The organism is Edaphobacter paludis (assembly GCF_039993895.1).
Classification (GTDB): domain Bacteria; phylum Acidobacteriota; class Terriglobia; order Terriglobales; family Acidobacteriaceae; genus Edaphobacter; species Edaphobacter paludis.
In genome coordinates this window covers 1401685-1417607 of the sequence record NZ_CP121194.1, presented here as the reverse complement: position 1 = coordinate 1417607, position 15923 = coordinate 1401685, and the positions used below count along the sequence as shown (strand labels likewise).

Genomic DNA, 15923 nt, shown 5'->3' with positions numbered 1-15923 from the left:
TTTCCTCATTACTATGAACTTATAGTCAGAACAGGACATTTCGCTTCACCAATGATGTGAGATGTGATGTCGGGAACATGAGATGCCAACTGGGATGCCCTCCGTACTCCCAAGACAATCAAATCGGCACTGTCCACGTCTGCACGCGCAAGAATCGCGTCGTCAACATGTTCACCATAACTGACTTCATTGCTTAAATTGTGACAAGCCGAGGTTTGGTTCTGACTTATAACTATCAAAGCTTGCTTAGAAGCATTTGCAAGTTCTGTTTCATCTGAACATCCCTCAATCGAAGAGGGCAAAATGTGAACCAGGTGCAGACATGCGTCGAAATCAGAGGCTAGCGTGAACGCGTAAGAGGCGGCTCTCCTCGATGGAGGACTAAAGTCTGTAGCAAATACTAAATTCCGAAGTGTTAATTCGTACTGTGTGGGCCTGGGAACTTTGGGGCCAACAATTAGAACCGCGCAACTCGCTTTTCGTAAGACCTCCTCAGCCACAGAACCCCAGGCGAAACGATCGAATCCCTCTTTACCATGCGTCCCTAAGACGACAACATCAACATTCTTTTGGGCAATTGCCTTCAGGATTTCACTTGCTGGATCGCCATCAACGAGCATGGCATCGCACTGCACCTTTTCCTTGCACAAATTAACCCGCAATTCCTCCAAGGCATCTTCGGCTGCAGATTCCATGACGGCAAGACCGATGGGGATCCCTCCGGTCTTTGGGCTACCTGCCCAGGCATAATCGAAGACTTCTAAGGCGGTAATCTTGGCGTTATATCTTCGCGCAAGTTGCGCTGCATACACCGTTGCCGTGTCAGAAGATGAAGACAAATCTGTCGCAAGTAATATCGAGTTGGAGCCAAATTCAAGGTGGTCCTCAAATAGTCTCATCTTCGTTCCTCCGAAGGATCAGATCTTCACCATATCTTGGGTTGTAGGCAATAAAATGTGATGGTCATCACAATAGGAAAACCAATCAACTGAACACCATAAATATTCAAAAAAACATCCATACATCTTTAACGGCTCATGGAATCTGGTGGCAGCCTGCATTAAGTGCGGTCGAAGTTTTGTCAACAATGAAAGTAGTAGCAACGCACGCTTTGTGTGAAATCATTGCTTAATAACTCTTGACACTCTGGCAGATTCGATGAGCTTGTGGTCTGCCGTAAAGCGATGTCTAGTCGCGAATGATGATTGCGGGTCAGCGCAGTGTGTCTAGATATGCCGCCAAGGCCTCGAGATCCTCCGCCTTCAAAGTGACCGGAGTCATGCCGCCGTTGGTCATAGAGCTATTGGGAGCATGAATCAGCGCGATAAGTTGCGCATCTGTGTACTTTAGGCCGACACCTGTCAACGGACCAGCAGCCGCTGTTCCTATCCCACCTTCTCCGTGGCATGAGTTGCATGACTGAGCCTGAAAGATAGCTAGTCCCTTCAGCACCTTCGGATCAGCAGCAGCCAGCGCGGCTACTGGGCTTCCCGCAGCCGCTTCCGGGACGAAAGGCTTCTGCATGAAGGCCTTCGCATCCTCATCCTGCTTGTGCATCTGCACCGCCATGCCAGGGTCGCGGTAGTCATCTCTGTAGCTGGCTATGCCGAGAGATATATAGGCGAGCAAGAAAATAACGAATGCTCCCACCGAGATTGGCCTTCGCCGTGGACGACGTTCGAGCCTCCGATCCAGAAATGGCGCTCCGGCAAAGATCAACGCGAGCAACGCTGGCAGAAAAATGCCACCCATCAAAGACCAGTGCCCACTCAGATACTTAAGCCATTGAAAGGCTGGTCGATAATACCATTCGGGACGTGGGAGAAAATGCGTGTCCGCCGGGTTAGCAGCTGGTCCCAAGCTCATCGGAATGGCTTTTGCGATGATCGCCAGTATCCCGATCAACACCACTGCAAAGACCGCATCCATGAATACCTGACGGGGATAAAACGGAACGGCCGGAAGCTTGGGTTTGATTGGATCCTCTCTGATCGGGCCGGCTGCTCCAGCTTTGCGAAAGAAAAACACATGCGCTGCGACAAAACCTATAATCATTGCTGGCAACACGAAGACGTGCAGCACATAGAAACGGGAGAGCGTCAAAGTGCCCATTTGATCACCTCCCCGTAAAAGCTTCTGTAATATTGGGCCGATAAAAGGCACTTCTGCAACCAGGTTTGTTCCGACAGCGGTAGCAAAATACGCTTTCTCATCCCAGGGTAGTAGATAGCCGGTGAAGGCCATTCCAAGCATCAGCGCCAACAAAATACAGCCTGAGAGCCAAAGCAGTTCGCGACGCCCTTTGTAGGAACCATAGAGGATGGTCTGCCCGATGTGCAGCAAAAGCAGAATAATGATGCCACTCGATCCATACGCATGAATGCTACGAATGAATGATCCCGAGGTCACTTCTTTCACAATGTACGATACGACTGTATGCGCGTGATCGGCTGACGGAACATAGTATAGGGCAAGGAAGACGCCGGTAATGACTTGCGAAACAAAGAGGAAGAGCAACCCCGAGCCAAAAATATAAGCCCAGCTGGCGCCTCCCGGAATAGGCTCATCGAGAGTCTCATGCAAGATCGAGTCTATGCCGGTGCGTTGGTCCAGCCAGTCATCGAGCTTGGTTGCGATGTTGGGGCTCCCTGTCGACTTAGGTGAAGGTTGGTTCGTCATAGACTCATCCGCCTCAGGCCATTACTTCTTTGTTGGAAACTAATTGGCGAAAATATTGGTAGCGCACCTTCAACATTCCGCCCTCCACTCTAGATTCAAGGATGTCCATAGAGCGAGGAGGCGGCCCTGCAATGCGTTGTCCACCTGCCGTAAACGATCCAGAGTGGCATGGACAAATGAATTTATCTTGAGTCCCTTCCCAACGAACCGAGCATCCCAGATGTGGGCAGATGGGTGACAATATACGGAATTGCCCAGTCTTCGATGGCAATACATAGACCGCGGTCTGCGACGAAGTGGTCTGCCAGGCATCTCGGCGTTCCAAAGTTATGGTCTTCGCTAGCGGCTCCGTGAGCGAGTTGAATTCGTCCACCGGTCCTACGTCTGACCAGTCGGTTTCTGTCGCACGTCTACGCAGCGGATACGTGGAAAACCGCACGAGTGGAATCGCCAACAGCGCACTCACCCCTACTGCACTCATCCCGAGCAACGCACCCAGAAATGAACGACGCCCCGAAGGTTCCACTTTAAATTCGTCCTTAGTCTCTGGTATCAGTTCCATTAATCCACTCCTTGGTTTGCGAGATTTTAGTTGGCGTCATTTCAGCGACCGCGTCTTCTTGCCCGTAATGTCTTTCACTTTTGCAAAGTGTGAACATACTCTATGATGTCGTGGATCTGCGGATCAGTGAGTTTGCCGGAAAAAGCAGGCATCTTGTTTTTTCCATTCTTGATCACGGTAATAAGATCGGTGTCCGACTCTTTCAAAACATCGGGGGAATTGAGTGGGCGTGTTTTCATAGCCTTACCCGCCGGCGTGTTACCAAATCCGTCAGCGCCATGACACATCTGGCATTTGGCTTTGTAGATATCGACACCACTTTGACCGAAACTCGTAAGCGCAGCGAACAATATAACTAAGCCAATTGCGGTACCGTGAGTAATGTACTTCATCATCTGGAATACTCCTCTGGTAGTTTGGCGGACTGAAATGACGTCCGATTGTTAAAACTAGAAAGCATAATGAACCGCGAGAGTGTAGACATTCCCGCGAAAGCTCCGAGGCAGCGTGGGGCCGATGGGTGAACCTTCACCATAGCCGTAATAGTTGTAGTTGGCCTTCCAGGACCAGTTGGGCGCAATATCTATAACTAGATTGGCGTATGGCGACTGAAACTGCGACTGAAGTGAGCCGCTCACCTGACGAATATTGATGAAGTTACTTGTACCGTTGACTGTCGACATCTGGTAGCCCCCATTGAGACGTACACGCTTGACGGGCGACAACATGAATCCGATAGAGCCGAATTGCGTAGGCGCATTGTAATATCCGGTGCTGAGCCACGGAGTTCCTGCCGCAACGCAGACTGGCGGTGCTATTCCAGATAAAGACGGAGCGGGAGTAGACGCATAGCACTCAATGGTGCTGGAGTACACGCTGTCGTAGGCGTAGTTTAGGTCAAGTGACCAATGCTCACTGGGAGAGATCGACGTCCCGAAAGAAAAATCGCGATTGTGTTCCAGATGATTAACCGTCTGAATATTGTCTCGGCTCTCGCGGATGTTGACCGTTCCGGAAAAAGTGAGCCATAGATGCGGCTTGTAGGTGGTCCGCATAATGTAATGTTGCAACTGGCGTGGGCTGATGCGTGTAAAGGCATTGTCGGCGTACATGGCATCTACATTAAGGTTGATGCGCCATTGAGGCGTTGGCCTGAGCGAGACTCCGAAGAGTCCCCAGTTTTCGTGAATGGGTATGAAATCTCCGCCAGCATCCGTGATAATGCGGCTGCGATAGCGGTAGCCGACCGACACACGTGCACGGCCCGTGACATCCCACGCAACCACAAACGTGTTGGTTTTCGTCTTCTGATTGAGAAATTGGTAATCAGACGCTGTTGTCGTGGTTGCGGCACCAGGAGGTGCAAGCATTGTAGTCCCGGCATAGGTAGTCGTGGTGAAGTTGTTCGTTCCCGGCATGCGGAAATCCCAGAAGTCGAAGAGATTTGTGGCAATAATCGTAGGAGTGATCTGCCATGTGAGGCTGTAGTCGCCATTGACGTTGATGCGATGGACACGGGCAGCCCCCGTTATGAGCGATTCACGGATCTTCGAAGAAAGGCCGTTGAACATTTCGTTTAAATGATCCAGATTGTTGGTGGCAGCACTGTAGAGGAGCCGTCCATTCATCGTTATATTTGGAATAGATGCACTCTGGAAACGAAGTTGCTCGGTTGGAATTAGTGTGCGTGTGGGTGCGGAACGGCTATAAGCGAGATAGCCGTTGCAAGTTGGACTGACTGTGCCATCTACCCTGAAGGGCGCTGCGCAGGGAGTCTTCCAGATAGAAGATATGTCTATTCCCAGGCTGACCGGAGTTCCATTGGATAGCTGGTAGTTAAGCCCCGTAAGCTGCCAACTGGTGTTCCCTTTGTAATGTGTAATGAACTCGTCGTAACTGAATGAGGTGCGCTGGACGGGTTTCCAGTCAGCGCCGACTATCCAACTGTCAGTCGAGTTGCGCCAGAACTGGCTAAGAAGGGCTTCGGTGCCATAGTGAAGTGTGCTGTTGGAAGGCCCTTCGCTGATGTTGTGGTTGTAGCTGAGGCGCACACTGACAATTGACAGCGGAGCCAATGTGAGATTGAGGTCGGTCATGCGACGCACAGTGTTGTAGAGATGTGGCGTGTCCAGGAGAGGAACGTAGGGGCTCGACGTCGGTGGGATCAGGGGATTAGCCAATAGGTTGTAGTCGAAATACTGGCGATCCCGGCGAAAGCTTCCCCGAAAATCGTAAAGTTTACCCTTGACGACGTTGAGAAACGAGACACTGTTGGGATCGCCTCCGTAGCCGAAGCTGCTCGTGGAGAGGTGATCGAACAGGATCGCATGGGATGGATTCACAGCGCGCAAATCCAGGGATTGATTGAGTATGCGTGGCCCTGACTGCAGGTTGACCATCGTGTCGTAAACTGCGCCACTCCCGGAATGATCCACGATGTGTCCGCCGAGATCGACCGACTGATGGATGACGTATCCATAACGAATATTGTCCGAAGGGGTTGGCATGGTTACGGGGGATTTATCCTGTGCGCTTGACGGAGTACCCATAATGAGACCCACAGTGATGAAGATGGACGAAACAGCCAAAGCCATGCGCCATCGATTCGGGAGGAGCGACATCATGGAATTTGAGCTCATCATGTGGCCCTCCCTTACTTGAAGAAAACGTTGCTGGCGTTTGAGCCGTGTATCTGAACGTGGCAGTTGGTGCAGGCCTGATACTGATTAGCCTGGTTATGGAACGAAGGCGTACCGGGTGCCGTAAAGTTCATCGACGCCGAATGACACTGCAGGCACAGCGAATTGACGTTGCTCCGGTTGAGCAGCCTTGCATTCGGCGAACCATGAGGAAGATGGCAAGAGGTGCAACCCTCCAGCTTCAGCGGAGGATGTTCGTAGACAAATGGACCAAGAGTCTCCGCATGACACTTCGTGCAGACGGCATTCTGATCTGCATTCGTCTTGAGCAGTTTGTCCTGGAAAGTGCCATGGGGATTATGACAATCAGTGCAAACAAGCAGACCTTCATTTACCTTGTGATGAAAGGGCTGGGCGAAGGCGGCCTTCACATCCGTATGGCAGCTGTAGCACAACTTCGGCTCTTCTACCTTCAAGAGATGCGCCTCACTCTGGAAGGCATGATTGCTGTGGCAACCGATACAACTGACGCCGGCTGCGCCGTGAGCGGAACGATCGAAGTTAGCGTGTGTCCCCAGATGGCAACTGAGGCACTTTTGATCCACCTCTTTTGGTGTTGCCTTTGTGAATCGAAAGATCTTGGTTACATCACCACCCGACTCCACGTGGGCTTTGGCCGAACCATGGCAGCTCTCGCAAGTAACACCTTTGCCGCCGTGCATTAGCACAAGTTTCGAATGAGGATTGGAGTCGAACTTTTTTGTGAGATCGGCGTGGCACAGGGCACAGGTTTCCGAACCGACGTAATCTGTCGGGTTCAAAACTGCCTTTCGGGAAGATATTGCAGTCTGCGGTTGCAACGCGCCATCCGCCTGCGCAGACACGACTCCCCCTGCCCCGCTCATCCATAGTAGAATCGCGAGCGTATAGAACCAATGCCGCATGTGCAATTTTCCTCAAAGGACGCGAGAGTACGACATACAGAGGATTACCTACCCACTTGAATAACGAGTGAAGGATACGACTCGATGTAGGAAATCGACTGTGACGCGCATCACAAGACTCCAAAAGATGTGCATGGTAGGGCGTTAGCACTCATCAGAGTGCCGATTGATCAGGGCTAATAAACTAGTTCTGTTCGCAGCAATTACCCAGATCCACCACCAACTCATTGTGACAATCGTCACCATCTACGTGAAAAGACTGCCCCAATATTAGTTATCAGATTTTGGTAGACCCCCTGAGAGGTGCTAACTCAAGATTGGGACCAGTCGAATTTAAGAGTAGGAGCGTGAAAGTTATGGAATTATCCCAGGGCAACGAATCACCATTGGCGATTTCCGATCGGGTATTGACTGCTCAAGACCTTCAGAGAATGGATGCCTATTGGCGGTCCGGGCCATGGAGCGCCTGCTAGTATTTCGAACTGCTATCTGGAAAAGGGCAGATCATCGAAAGTATTGCCTACGCATACACCGAAGGGCAGGACAGACCCGAAATAAGAAACTGGAAGTGGCCCGCCGAATTGAGAGAGAAATACACGACTCCATCAACAACATAGAGAACAATCGATGGTTCACGGGAAGATTCTCGTCTGCATCCCAGAAATCCGTCTCTAACGATTATGGAAATCGAAACCCTTGTTTGCGTCATCCGAAACACCTCTTACAAAGCGTTCGCGCTCACCATGACGCTACTGGTCCGGCCGAGGTGGTATTGCCGTTCTAGTGAGAGGATGAAGAGTATCTAATCCAAGATCGTCATATCGATTGTGAGGGTTCCAGAGCATCCATCCGTCTGTTCCAAACTCGTCAGCTGCACGAATCTGCTCTGCGACTTGAGACGGGCCGAAGGCACGATGATCAAATGCGTAGTCCCTGAACGCTTGCAACCATGGACGAAATCGCTGAGGCGATACATTTGCACGTCGTCGCGCATTCTCCAAAGTATCGTGGACGATCTCATAGGGATGAGAGACGGGCTCTTGGCAGCCGGGTATCCCATATTTGTATCCGGATGGATATACCATGGGCGAAAGATAGTCGACAATCTTGACGATTTGCTCAAGTTGTTGCCCTATACCTGTGTCATTAGTATTCCAACAGACATAGCCGAAGATATCGATGCTAAGAAAGACGTTGTAAGGCACTAGCCGCTCACGCGCCTCTGTAAGAAAGCGATCAATCGCCTGCACACGCATCTCTTCTGTTGGCGCTTGAGCAAAGCGCAGTTTTTGTGATACATCGGGAAACCGTACGTAGTCGAACTGAATCTCATCGAAGCCCGCCTCAGCAGCTTCGACGGCGATTTCGATATTATATGTTCGGACTTCTGCTTGAAATGGATCCACCCATGCGAGCCCCTCCCGATCTCGAAATAGACTGCCGTCACGCCGCTTTACAGCCAAATCTGACCGCGCTTCGGCAAGGGGATTGTCTTTGAAGACAACAATCCTCGCGATGGCGTAAATACCCGCCCGATGGAGTTCGCTGGCAAGTCGAGGCAAATCACGGATTGTTGTAAGACGGCGCGCACCGCTCCTCCGAGCCAGGGACACTGCAGTTGGATAGGGGATAAGACCCCTGTCTCCCTTCAAATCGATCACCAGTGCATTGATCTGTCCGCCTCGCGCAAACGCCATGGCTCCACCTCGCAAGGTCTGTGAACCGATTCCATACACCGTTAAATACAGCGCCCTAGGAAAAAATGAAATGAGCGGGATAGTTGCGCCGTCCGTCACCGTGTCCTTCGCCATCGCACGAGATGCGCGGTACCCGGGCGCTCGAGCCATAATCGTCCCGCTCGCCTCTTTGAAATGAAACCTACCGCTGCCATCGGTAGTAACGACGCTGTTCCCGACAGTAACCGTAGCATTTGGGATCCCGATATGAGTGCTTGCATCGATCACTCGTCCATCACTCGCCTGAGAGGCCGATGATGCCAACAACACCAAAAGAACGAGCAGGTAATGTCGAACAAGCATTTGCATTACTTCTCTCTCCTATTTCTTCTCGGGTCCATCAACAATCGATAGAACCTTGCACCGGTATCGTTGTCTGAGACCGGTATTCGTGGGATGGCGAGCATATTACCGCCGGCACGGGCGGGGGCCCCTCCTAACGCAAATGCGGTTTTATATCCGGCACGCTGGGCCGCGTTTTCGAGATAAGAATTGTGGATTCCAAAAGGCCAAGCGAGACTATCTATTTGGCCACCCAACCGACTGGAAAGGATATCCTTAGAACGTGTCAGTTGCTTAATAACAAAAGCTTCATATTCAGCATCCGAAAGCCGTGCCCGCTCTTTTCGAAAGTTCGGATGCCAGAGAGTGTGGGACTGGACATCGACCAGACCGGATCGCTTCATTTGTCGAATTTGTTCCCATGTAAGAGCATAGGAAGCATTTGAGATAACGGAGGGGTAGATAAATAGAGTCACCGGAATGTGGTGCTTGAGAATTAATGGAAACATCTCTGCATAGATCGAACGATGACCATCGTCGACTGTAATCGCGACCGCCGGCGCATTAGTATCCCTCATAGTCCTTAACTTGTCGGTGACTGTACGTAAAGAAAGTATCTGGTAATGATGGTCTTCGAGCCATTCGAGCTGCAATTCAAATGTGGATGTTCGTACGGTTGTCAATCCAGGCATTGCGGAATCAAAGCGATGATAGACAAGGATGGGAAACTCCTGAGCTTTTATCAGCCTTCCACACAACACCAGCAGCAAACAGACAACGAACATTTGACGCCAATTCGTCAAGAATCCTTTCCTCAGTTTCATCGTTTTGTCTCGGATCGCTGCTTTGTATTTCACCTTAAGGAAACCAAGGTGGAACAATTTGTCTGGCAATTTAGCTCGAGCAGATGGTCATCACGGGGCATTCGGCATTCGCAAGCACGTGTCCAACCACGCCGTCAGCTAAATGTGCGAACCACGTGGAACTGCGTCGAGCTCCCAAAATAATGACGTCAGCTCCAACCCTCTTGGCTAGCCCAAGAATATGGGGAGCAACTTCACCTAATTCCACCACGCATTCTGGGGTGCACCAATCCAAGGTCGATTGTGGGACCATTTTTTTGAGCGCAGACTGAAATTTGACCTGCAGTTCAAACATCTCGGAGATGTCCGCACCTGCGTCTTTTAGAACATGGCAGAGATAAATCGTCGCCATGCTATCTTGTGCGAATGCTAGAGCCACGGCAGCTTTCTCGGCGGCGCTGGAGGTGAAGTCGGTCGCAAAGACGATCCTATCGAAAGCAATATTCTCCGCTGAAGGAGCCTTTAGTTTTGGCCCAACGGTAAAGACAGGACAGCTTGCATGCCGAAAAATACCTTCCGCGCACGACCCCAGGATCGCCTTATTCAATCCATGACGCGCGTGTGTACCGGTCACGATCAGATCGGCCTTGAGTTGTTCTGCTAAACCCACTATCGCCGCAGCAGGATTATGGGCCTCCAGTATCTGGGCCGTGGCGCGAATTCTGTCGGAGGTCAGGTCCTTGAGCAGCCGTTCCAAATTTTCGCTACTGGCTCGGCGCATATCACCGATTGGATACCCAACTACTGCTTGCTCGGAACGGGCAGCCATTGAGAGATCTACAACGTGAGCAAGGGTGAGGTTTGAAGAGAAGCGCTTGGCTAGCAGCTTTGCATATTTAGTTGCCGACTCAGAAGACGGCGAGAAATCTGTTGCCAAAACAATGCGGTCCACCGTCAGTCCTACTTGGTCTCCGATCACAGCCATTTGTCACCTCTTCGTCGATGGAACAAAACCTCTCGTCATTACTTGTAGAGTATTGCTCACTAAGCTTTCTGAAGTGTGACCGCTTGTACTCGGGCGTGTGATGGTTGTCACATCTCTGCTGTAAATCCGCACATAAACTTACGGTTGTCTGGCCGATGATTTGCCACCAAGGCCATACGGAGTACCGCGTTCGTCATGATCTAATTCACCGCTCAGTTGTTGAGAGCCATTTGTCTGTTGATGTGAATCCGGGAGGGTTACTCATGAAAAACGATGTCCATTTTTGGATTGCAATTCTGATTCGCGGCGCGCTGGCCCTAATTGTAGGCAGCGCTGTCATGGTGATCCCAGATATGGCCTCCACTTTGCTACTGATGCCCTTCGCCGTTGCGGTTTCAATTCTCTGTCTTGCTGCATATGGTGTGTTGGATAGCACGGTGATCTTTGTCAGCAGCTTCATGGTCTCTCTCCGACGTCCACGAATTGCACTTCGACTTCAAGGCGCTTGCGGCGTGCTGGTCGGCCTCCTTCTATTCTTTGTCGTTTACAACCGCTTTCCTCTTCATTGGTTTCTATACCTCATTGCATTCCAGGCTCTTTGTACAGCCATGGCAGAATCAATTGTTGCGCGGCATGCTTTCACTCGATCAATATCGCATTGGAATTATGCGGCCGCAAGCGTGGCGTTGCTCTTCTTGATTACTTATGCTGCAGCTGCAGCAGTTCTTGGGGAACGTCTTTCGTCCCGTGACGTCGCGTGGCTTATCTACGGCTATTTGGTCGCATTCGGTATGGCACAGTGCCTGACGGCAGCGCGGATGTTGTACGCCGATTACCAGGTCGTCGAGTTAGCACATGTACGTGGTCTATAGGCCGGAGGACAGAAATGGCACATTCACAATATTCCTTCTCCAAATCATTCACAGCACCGCAGGCAGTTTGCGGTGGGTATTCATCGCAATTCACCATGTCAGAGGATTGGGCTTGGCCAGAGGAATTGTGGACTATAGCTATTTTTGTCCTTAAGGTTTTCGCCTTCCTGGCTATCGTTCGGTGCCCGTGGCTAGTTGCGGAATAGGGATGTCATGAAAGCGGCAATTTTGAGAACGCCAGGTCCCCTCAACGAAACTTCCCTGAGGATTGAGGAGATTCCTATACCTATCTCAAGGCCAGGACATGCTCTTCTCAAAATCCATGCCTGCGGCGTGTGTCGTACCGACCTTCATATTGTGGAAGGCGAGTTGCCCCCAAAGCTGGACTGGGTCATCCCGGGCCATCAGATTGTTGCAGAGATTGTTCAGTCTCCCGATCCCAGCTTTCAGAAGGGTGACAGAGTGGGTGTCTCCTGGATTGGGGGCACAGATGGATCCTGCCATTTCTGTCGAACCGGCCGCGAAAATCTTTGCGATCATCCCACCTATACCGGTTACACACAACATGGCGGGTTCGCGGAGTACATGACTGCACGAACGGACTTTCTCTTCCCCTTACCAAAAGCGCTCGAGGACCGCGCTGCTGCCCCCTTACTCTGCGCCGGCATCATTGGCTTTCGAAGTCTTAGAATTGCGGAAGTCAAACCGGGCCAGCACGTTGGTCTTTTTGGCTTTGGTTCGTCAGCACAGCTTTTATTTCAAGTACTCAAGGCGTGGAATTGCCTTGTCTATGTTTCCACCCGCGAGTCGCATCACCAGCGGCTGGCACGTACTCTCGGGGCGGAATGGGTCGGCGGCGGTACAGAAGTTCCACCTGAACTCTTAGATTCTGCAATTACCTTCGCTCCTTCGGGGGATGTTGTGGTCGCGGCGTTGCGGTCGATCGATAAGGGCGGAATCGTTGCGATTAATGCTATCCATTTGGATCGCATGCCGCAGTTTGACTATGACTCGCTCCTGTGGGGCGAGAGACAACTCCGCAGCGTGACAAACATGACCCGGCAGGATGGGACAGATTTCCTGAGAGTCGCGACCGAAATCGGTCTAAAACCTGCAGTCGTGCCCTTTGGCCTGGATCAGATCAATGAAGCTCTCCGTGGTCTGAAGGAAGACAGGTTGAGTGGCCCGGCCGTCATTCTCCCTAATGGACTATGACCGAAAAATACAATCGTATCTCTGTAAGTGTGTCGTTCCTGGCGATCATTCTGTATCTTCTGCTGCACTACACGTTCCATGTCAAGAACAGGATCTCGACTCTGCCGTTATGGTTCGCAATCATCGTCGGTGGGTTGCCTTTGTTATACGCTCTATCCCGGGAAGCGCTTAAGCGGCAATTTGGTTCCGATTTCTTGGCAGGCCTTTCGATCATTGCGGCCACTATGCTGGGGGAACACCTGGTCGCAACCATTATTGTCCTGATGTTTTCAGGAGGGCAGACACTGGAGGACTACGCGACACAGCGCGCATCCTCCGTTTTGAACGCGCTAGCTAAACGCATGCCTAACGTAGCTCATCACGTCATAGATGACAAAGCCTATGAGATCGCCGTAACTGATATTGCTATCGGTGATCGCCTCATTATCTTCCCGCATGAAATATGTCCTGTGGACGGGACAGTTGAATCGGGGACCGGAACAATGGATGAATCATTTCTGACAGGTGAGCCATTTCGGATGCGGAAAATTGCTGGCTCCCAGGTAATCTCCGGTGCGTTGAATGAAGATTTTGCTCTCACTATCGTGGCCGAGAAGCTTCCCGCCGATTCACGCTACGCACGCATCATGAAGGTGATGAAGATGGCTGAGCAGCATCCTCCCCGGATACGTCGCTTGGCTGACCGTTTAGGCGCTATTTACACGCCGATCGCGCTCATCGTGGCCACGGCTGCATGGTTGACGAGTGGTAGCCCGGGACGGTTTTTGGCTGTCATCGTCATCGCCACACCTTGTCCCCTCCTGTTAGCGATTCCCATATCGATCATTGGAGCCATTTCGCTCTCAGCAAAACGGGGAATTGTCATCAAAAAGCCTTTGGTTCTCGAACAGGTCGGACAGATTCAGACGATGTTATTCGATAAAACAGGAACATTGACTCACGGCGAGCCAGTGGTCACCGACATCGTCTGTCTTGCTGACGCCGACCCCATCAATATCCTCCGCTTGGCAGCAAGTCTCGAACAGTATTCGAAGCACCCGCTTGGGGCGGCCATTCTTCGCGCCGCCGAAGAAAGGAGCGTTGTTCTGCAAAACGTGGAGAACATCAGCGAAAAACCAGGCGAAGGCTTGACGGGACACATCGGGGGACAGAAAATCCTCGTCACGGGAAGACGCAAGCTTCCCTCCGAAATGGCGACTCTTTTGCCGCCGAGCACTTCAGGCATGGAGTGTGTAGTCGTTGTGGATGGTCGCTTGTCCGGCCTACTCAGATTTCATGACCGCCCCAGAAAAGAAGGAAAGTCATTTATTGGCCACCTTACACCAAAGCATCACGTGAAGCACCTGATGATCCTGTCCGGAGATCGTGACAGTGAGGTCCAGCATCTTGCCGCTATCGTCGGGATTGCAGATGTCCGTGCGAATCTAACCCCTGAAGAAAAGCTCGAGATCGTGCGCGCCGAAACTAGGAAAGCACCGACACTCTTTCTTGGAGATGGTATTAATGATGCCCCGGCGATGATGGCTGCAACCGTGGGAGTTGCGTTCGGTCAGAACAGCGATATTACGGCAGAAGCGGCCGGAGCTGTGATTCTTGAACCCACGCTCGGTAAGCTCGACGAACTTCTTCACATCGGAAGACGAATGCGGCGAATTGCACTCCAAAGCGCAATAGGAGGAATGCTACTCAGTTCACTTGGAATGATCGCCGCAGCCCTCGGTTTTCTTTCGCCACTTGTGGGGTCAATCGGCCAAGAGATCATCGATTTGTTTGCCGTCCTCAATGCGATTCGTGCATCAGTTTCAACAAAAGAGCTGATGGATTTCTAAAGAAGGGGACGATGGTCATGCGGGAACAGGTCGCACACTGCGTTTCCAATAGCCTTTGCCTCGTCTATTTTGTGATCTAAATCACCGCGCCCATCGACCTGAAGCAATAGTCTGAGCTTCGATCGCAATTTATAACCGTTATTTCGGTTCGAAAGGCATGCTTATGGACTCCCGAGACGCAGCCACCACCCTTCCTACCGTCGACCAGGAACCGCATTTGGCGACCAGCGAAATTATTTTCTCACGGATACTCGTTGCAACCGATTTCTCGGGACCCGCGACCCTAGCTTTGAAGATGGCAATCTTGATCAGCGAGACATTCGGAGCGAAGCTGTCCATAGTGCATGCCGCGACTCCAGTCGGATACGGAATCGATACAGGCGCCGTTCCCATCGAAGTATTGAACGCCAACCTGGATGCAGATAAGGAACAGATTAATCAACTCGTTCTAAGCGAGCCAGGGCTCGGCCAGCTAAAGCCCAGTATCACTGTTGCTTATGCCGAAACGGTAGATCTCATCAATCAAGTTTCACGCAAAGATAATATAGACCTGATCGTCGTCGGGTCTCACGGCGCCAGCGGCCTAGAACGGCTGGCCCTGGGATCGGTTGCCGAGGCTGTATTGCACCAGGCGAGGTGTCCGGTCCTGATCGTCGGACCCCAATGCAGGCCCGAACGATATCCTTTCCGCTCCATTCTGTTTGCGACCGACCTGAGGACAACCGGATTGCGTGCAGCACAGTATGCTACAGGGCTTGCAGAACGTTTTCATTCAAAGCTCACTCTTCTTCATGTGATGAAACAGCGCCCCACGCCCAGCCGCGAAGATGAGCCTATCGCTGACCTCAAACGACTAATTCCGCCGGATGCAGATTGCTACTGTAAGGCCGACGTACGTGTCGAATATGGTAAGGTCGCCGAAGTCATTGCCGCTGTTTCCGAATCGGAGTGCGCCAGCTTGATCGTCATTGGGCTTCGAGCCCACGTTCTTGGAGACCACGCTCCTTGGTCAACCGTTGCTCAAGTAACCCGCGAAGTCAAGGTCGCCGTACTTGGCGTTCGAGGTCATTACGCTTGACTTGAATTTCAGAATTGCAGAATCAAATATCGAGGGAATGCCAGACTAAACAGTTTGCTCCATGTTCAGGCGAGAGTAGCAACAGGAGAGTCGCATACGCTTTGATCTCGCCCTAGTCGTCATAGAAGCAAACAGTCACCAAGCAAAAAAATCACCAAAATCCAAAATAATTAACGACTCTAAGTCATTGATTCTATGGTGCCCAGAGGGGGACTTGAACCCCCACGACCGATTAGGGTCTGCGGATTTTAAGTCCGCTGTGTCTGCCGATTCCACCATCCGGGCATTCCGTCTATAAG

The 15923-nt window shown here is 51.5% G+C and carries 13 protein-coding genes and 1 tRNA gene; 4 read left to right on the top strand and 10 right to left on the bottom strand.

What is annotated here, in order from left to right; translation table 11 throughout:
• Positions 1-11 precede the first annotated feature (11 nt).
• The 9 genes from P4G45_RS05880 to P4G45_RS05845 form a co-directional block, all read right to left on the bottom strand.
• Entirely contained in the window at positions 12-899 is an 888-nt protein-coding gene (locus P4G45_RS05880; protein WP_348268744.1) for a universal stress protein, read from the bottom strand.
• A gap of 313 nt (positions 900-1212) precedes the next feature.
• Positions 1213-2679 (bottom strand): cytochrome b N-terminal domain-containing protein, encoded by a 1467-nt coding sequence (locus P4G45_RS05875; RefSeq protein ID WP_348268743.1) that lies wholly within the window; start codon positions 2677-2679, stop codon positions 1213-1215.
• A 13-nt stretch (positions 2680-2692) separates the two neighbouring features.
• Positions 2693-3160 (bottom strand): ubiquinol-cytochrome c reductase iron-sulfur subunit, encoded by a 468-nt coding sequence (locus tag P4G45_RS16980; protein WP_373694181.1) that lies wholly within the window; start codon positions 3158-3160, stop codon positions 2693-2695.
• 155 nt (positions 3161-3315) lie between these two features.
• On the bottom strand, positions 3316-3636 hold the full coding sequence (locus P4G45_RS05870; protein ID WP_348268742.1) for a cytochrome c: 321 nt from the start codon (positions 3634-3636) through the stop codon (positions 3316-3318).
• A gap of 54 nt (positions 3637-3690) precedes the next feature.
• Positions 3691-5883, bottom strand: a complete 2193-nt coding sequence (locus P4G45_RS05865; protein WP_348268741.1) for a hypothetical protein — start codon at positions 5881-5883, stop codon at positions 3691-3693.
• Between the two features lie 11 nt (positions 5884-5894).
• Positions 5895-6785, bottom strand: coding sequence for a DmsE family decaheme c-type cytochrome (locus P4G45_RS05860; RefSeq protein ID WP_348269221.1), 891 nt, complete (start codon positions 6783-6785; stop codon positions 5895-5897).
• A 788-nt stretch (positions 6786-7573) separates the two neighbouring features.
• Positions 7574-8869, bottom strand: coding sequence for a putative glycoside hydrolase (locus tag P4G45_RS05855; protein WP_348268740.1), 1296 nt, complete (start codon positions 8867-8869; stop codon positions 7574-7576).
• On the bottom strand, positions 8869-9735 hold the full coding sequence (locus tag P4G45_RS05850) for a polysaccharide deacetylase family protein (RefSeq protein ID WP_348268739.1): 867 nt from the start codon (positions 9733-9735) through the stop codon (positions 8869-8871). The genes P4G45_RS05855 and P4G45_RS05850 overlap by 1 nt, the downstream gene beginning before the upstream one ends.
• A 1-nt stretch (position 9736) precedes the next feature.
• On the bottom strand, positions 9737-10630 hold the full coding sequence (locus P4G45_RS05845; RefSeq protein WP_348268738.1) for a universal stress protein: 894 nt from the start codon (positions 10628-10630) through the stop codon (positions 9737-9739).
• Between the two features lie 263 nt (positions 10631-10893).
• On the opposite strand from P4G45_RS05845, the gene P4G45_RS05840 reads away from it, so the two are divergent.
• The 4 genes from P4G45_RS05840 to P4G45_RS05825 all read left to right on the top strand — a co-directional run bounded on the left by P4G45_RS05840 (position 10894) and on the right by P4G45_RS05825 (position 15624).
• Entirely contained in the window at positions 10894-11502 is a 609-nt protein-coding gene (locus P4G45_RS05840; RefSeq protein WP_348268737.1) for a hypothetical protein, read from the top strand.
• A gap of 213 nt (positions 11503-11715) precedes the next feature.
• The gene (locus P4G45_RS05835) at positions 11716-12717 is read left to right on the top strand and encodes a zinc-dependent alcohol dehydrogenase family protein (RefSeq protein WP_348268736.1); all 1002 of its coding nucleotides are present in this window, start codon (positions 11716-11718) and stop codon (positions 12715-12717) included.
• On the top strand, positions 12714-14546 hold the full coding sequence (locus P4G45_RS05830; RefSeq protein ID WP_348268735.1) for a heavy metal translocating P-type ATPase: 1833 nt from the start codon (positions 12714-12716) through the stop codon (positions 14544-14546). Before P4G45_RS05835 ends, P4G45_RS05830 begins: the two co-directional genes overlap by 4 nt.
• A 217-nt stretch (positions 14547-14763) precedes the next feature.
• Positions 14764-15624, top strand: coding sequence for a universal stress protein (locus P4G45_RS05825; RefSeq protein WP_348268734.1), 861 nt, complete (start codon positions 14764-14766; stop codon positions 15622-15624).
• Between the two features lie 196 nt (positions 15625-15820).
• Here P4G45_RS05825 and P4G45_RS05820 read toward each other — a convergent pair.
• Positions 15821-15909 (bottom strand) — tRNA-Leu (locus tag P4G45_RS05820).
• Positions 15910-15923 lie beyond the last annotated feature (14 nt).

Excerpts from the sequence above, each read along its gene's own strand:
- P4G45_RS16980 (WP_373694181.1), bottom strand. The coding sequence starts at position 3,160 with ATGAGTGCAGTAGGGGTGAGTGCGCTGTTGGCGATTCCACTCGTGCGG.
- P4G45_RS05840 (WP_348268737.1), top strand. The coding sequence starts at position 10,894 with ATGAAAAACGATGTCCATTTTTGGATTGCAATTCTGATTCGCGGCGCG.
- P4G45_RS05875 (WP_348268743.1), bottom strand. The coding sequence starts at position 2,679 with ATGACGAACCAACCTTCACCTAAGTCGACAGGGAGCCCCAACATCGCA.
- P4G45_RS05835 (WP_348268736.1), top strand. The coding sequence starts at position 11,716 with ATGAAAGCGGCAATTTTGAGAACGCCAGGTCCCCTCAACGAAACTTCC.
- P4G45_RS05845 (WP_348268738.1), bottom strand. The coding sequence starts at position 10,630 with ATGGCTGTGATCGGAGACCAAGTAGGACTGACGGTGGACCGCATTGTT.
- P4G45_RS05880 (WP_348268744.1), bottom strand. The coding sequence starts at position 899 with ATGAGACTATTTGAGGACCACCTTGAATTTGGCTCCAACTCGATATTA.
- P4G45_RS05830 (WP_348268735.1), top strand. The coding sequence starts at position 12,714 with ATGACCGAAAAATACAATCGTATCTCTGTAAGTGTGTCGTTCCTGGCG.
- P4G45_RS05865 (WP_348268741.1), bottom strand. The coding sequence starts at position 5,883 with ATGATGAGCTCAAATTCCATGATGTCGCTCCTCCCGAATCGATGGCGC.
- P4G45_RS05855 (WP_348268740.1), bottom strand. The coding sequence starts at position 8,869 with ATGCAAATGCTTGTTCGACATTACCTGCTCGTTCTTTTGGTGTTGTTG.
- P4G45_RS05870 (WP_348268742.1), bottom strand. The coding sequence starts at position 3,636 with ATGATGAAGTACATTACTCACGGTACCGCAATTGGCTTAGTTATATTG.
- P4G45_RS05860 (WP_348269221.1), bottom strand. The coding sequence starts at position 6,785 with ATGAGCGGGGCAGGGGGAGTCGTGTCTGCGCAGGCGGATGGCGCGTTG.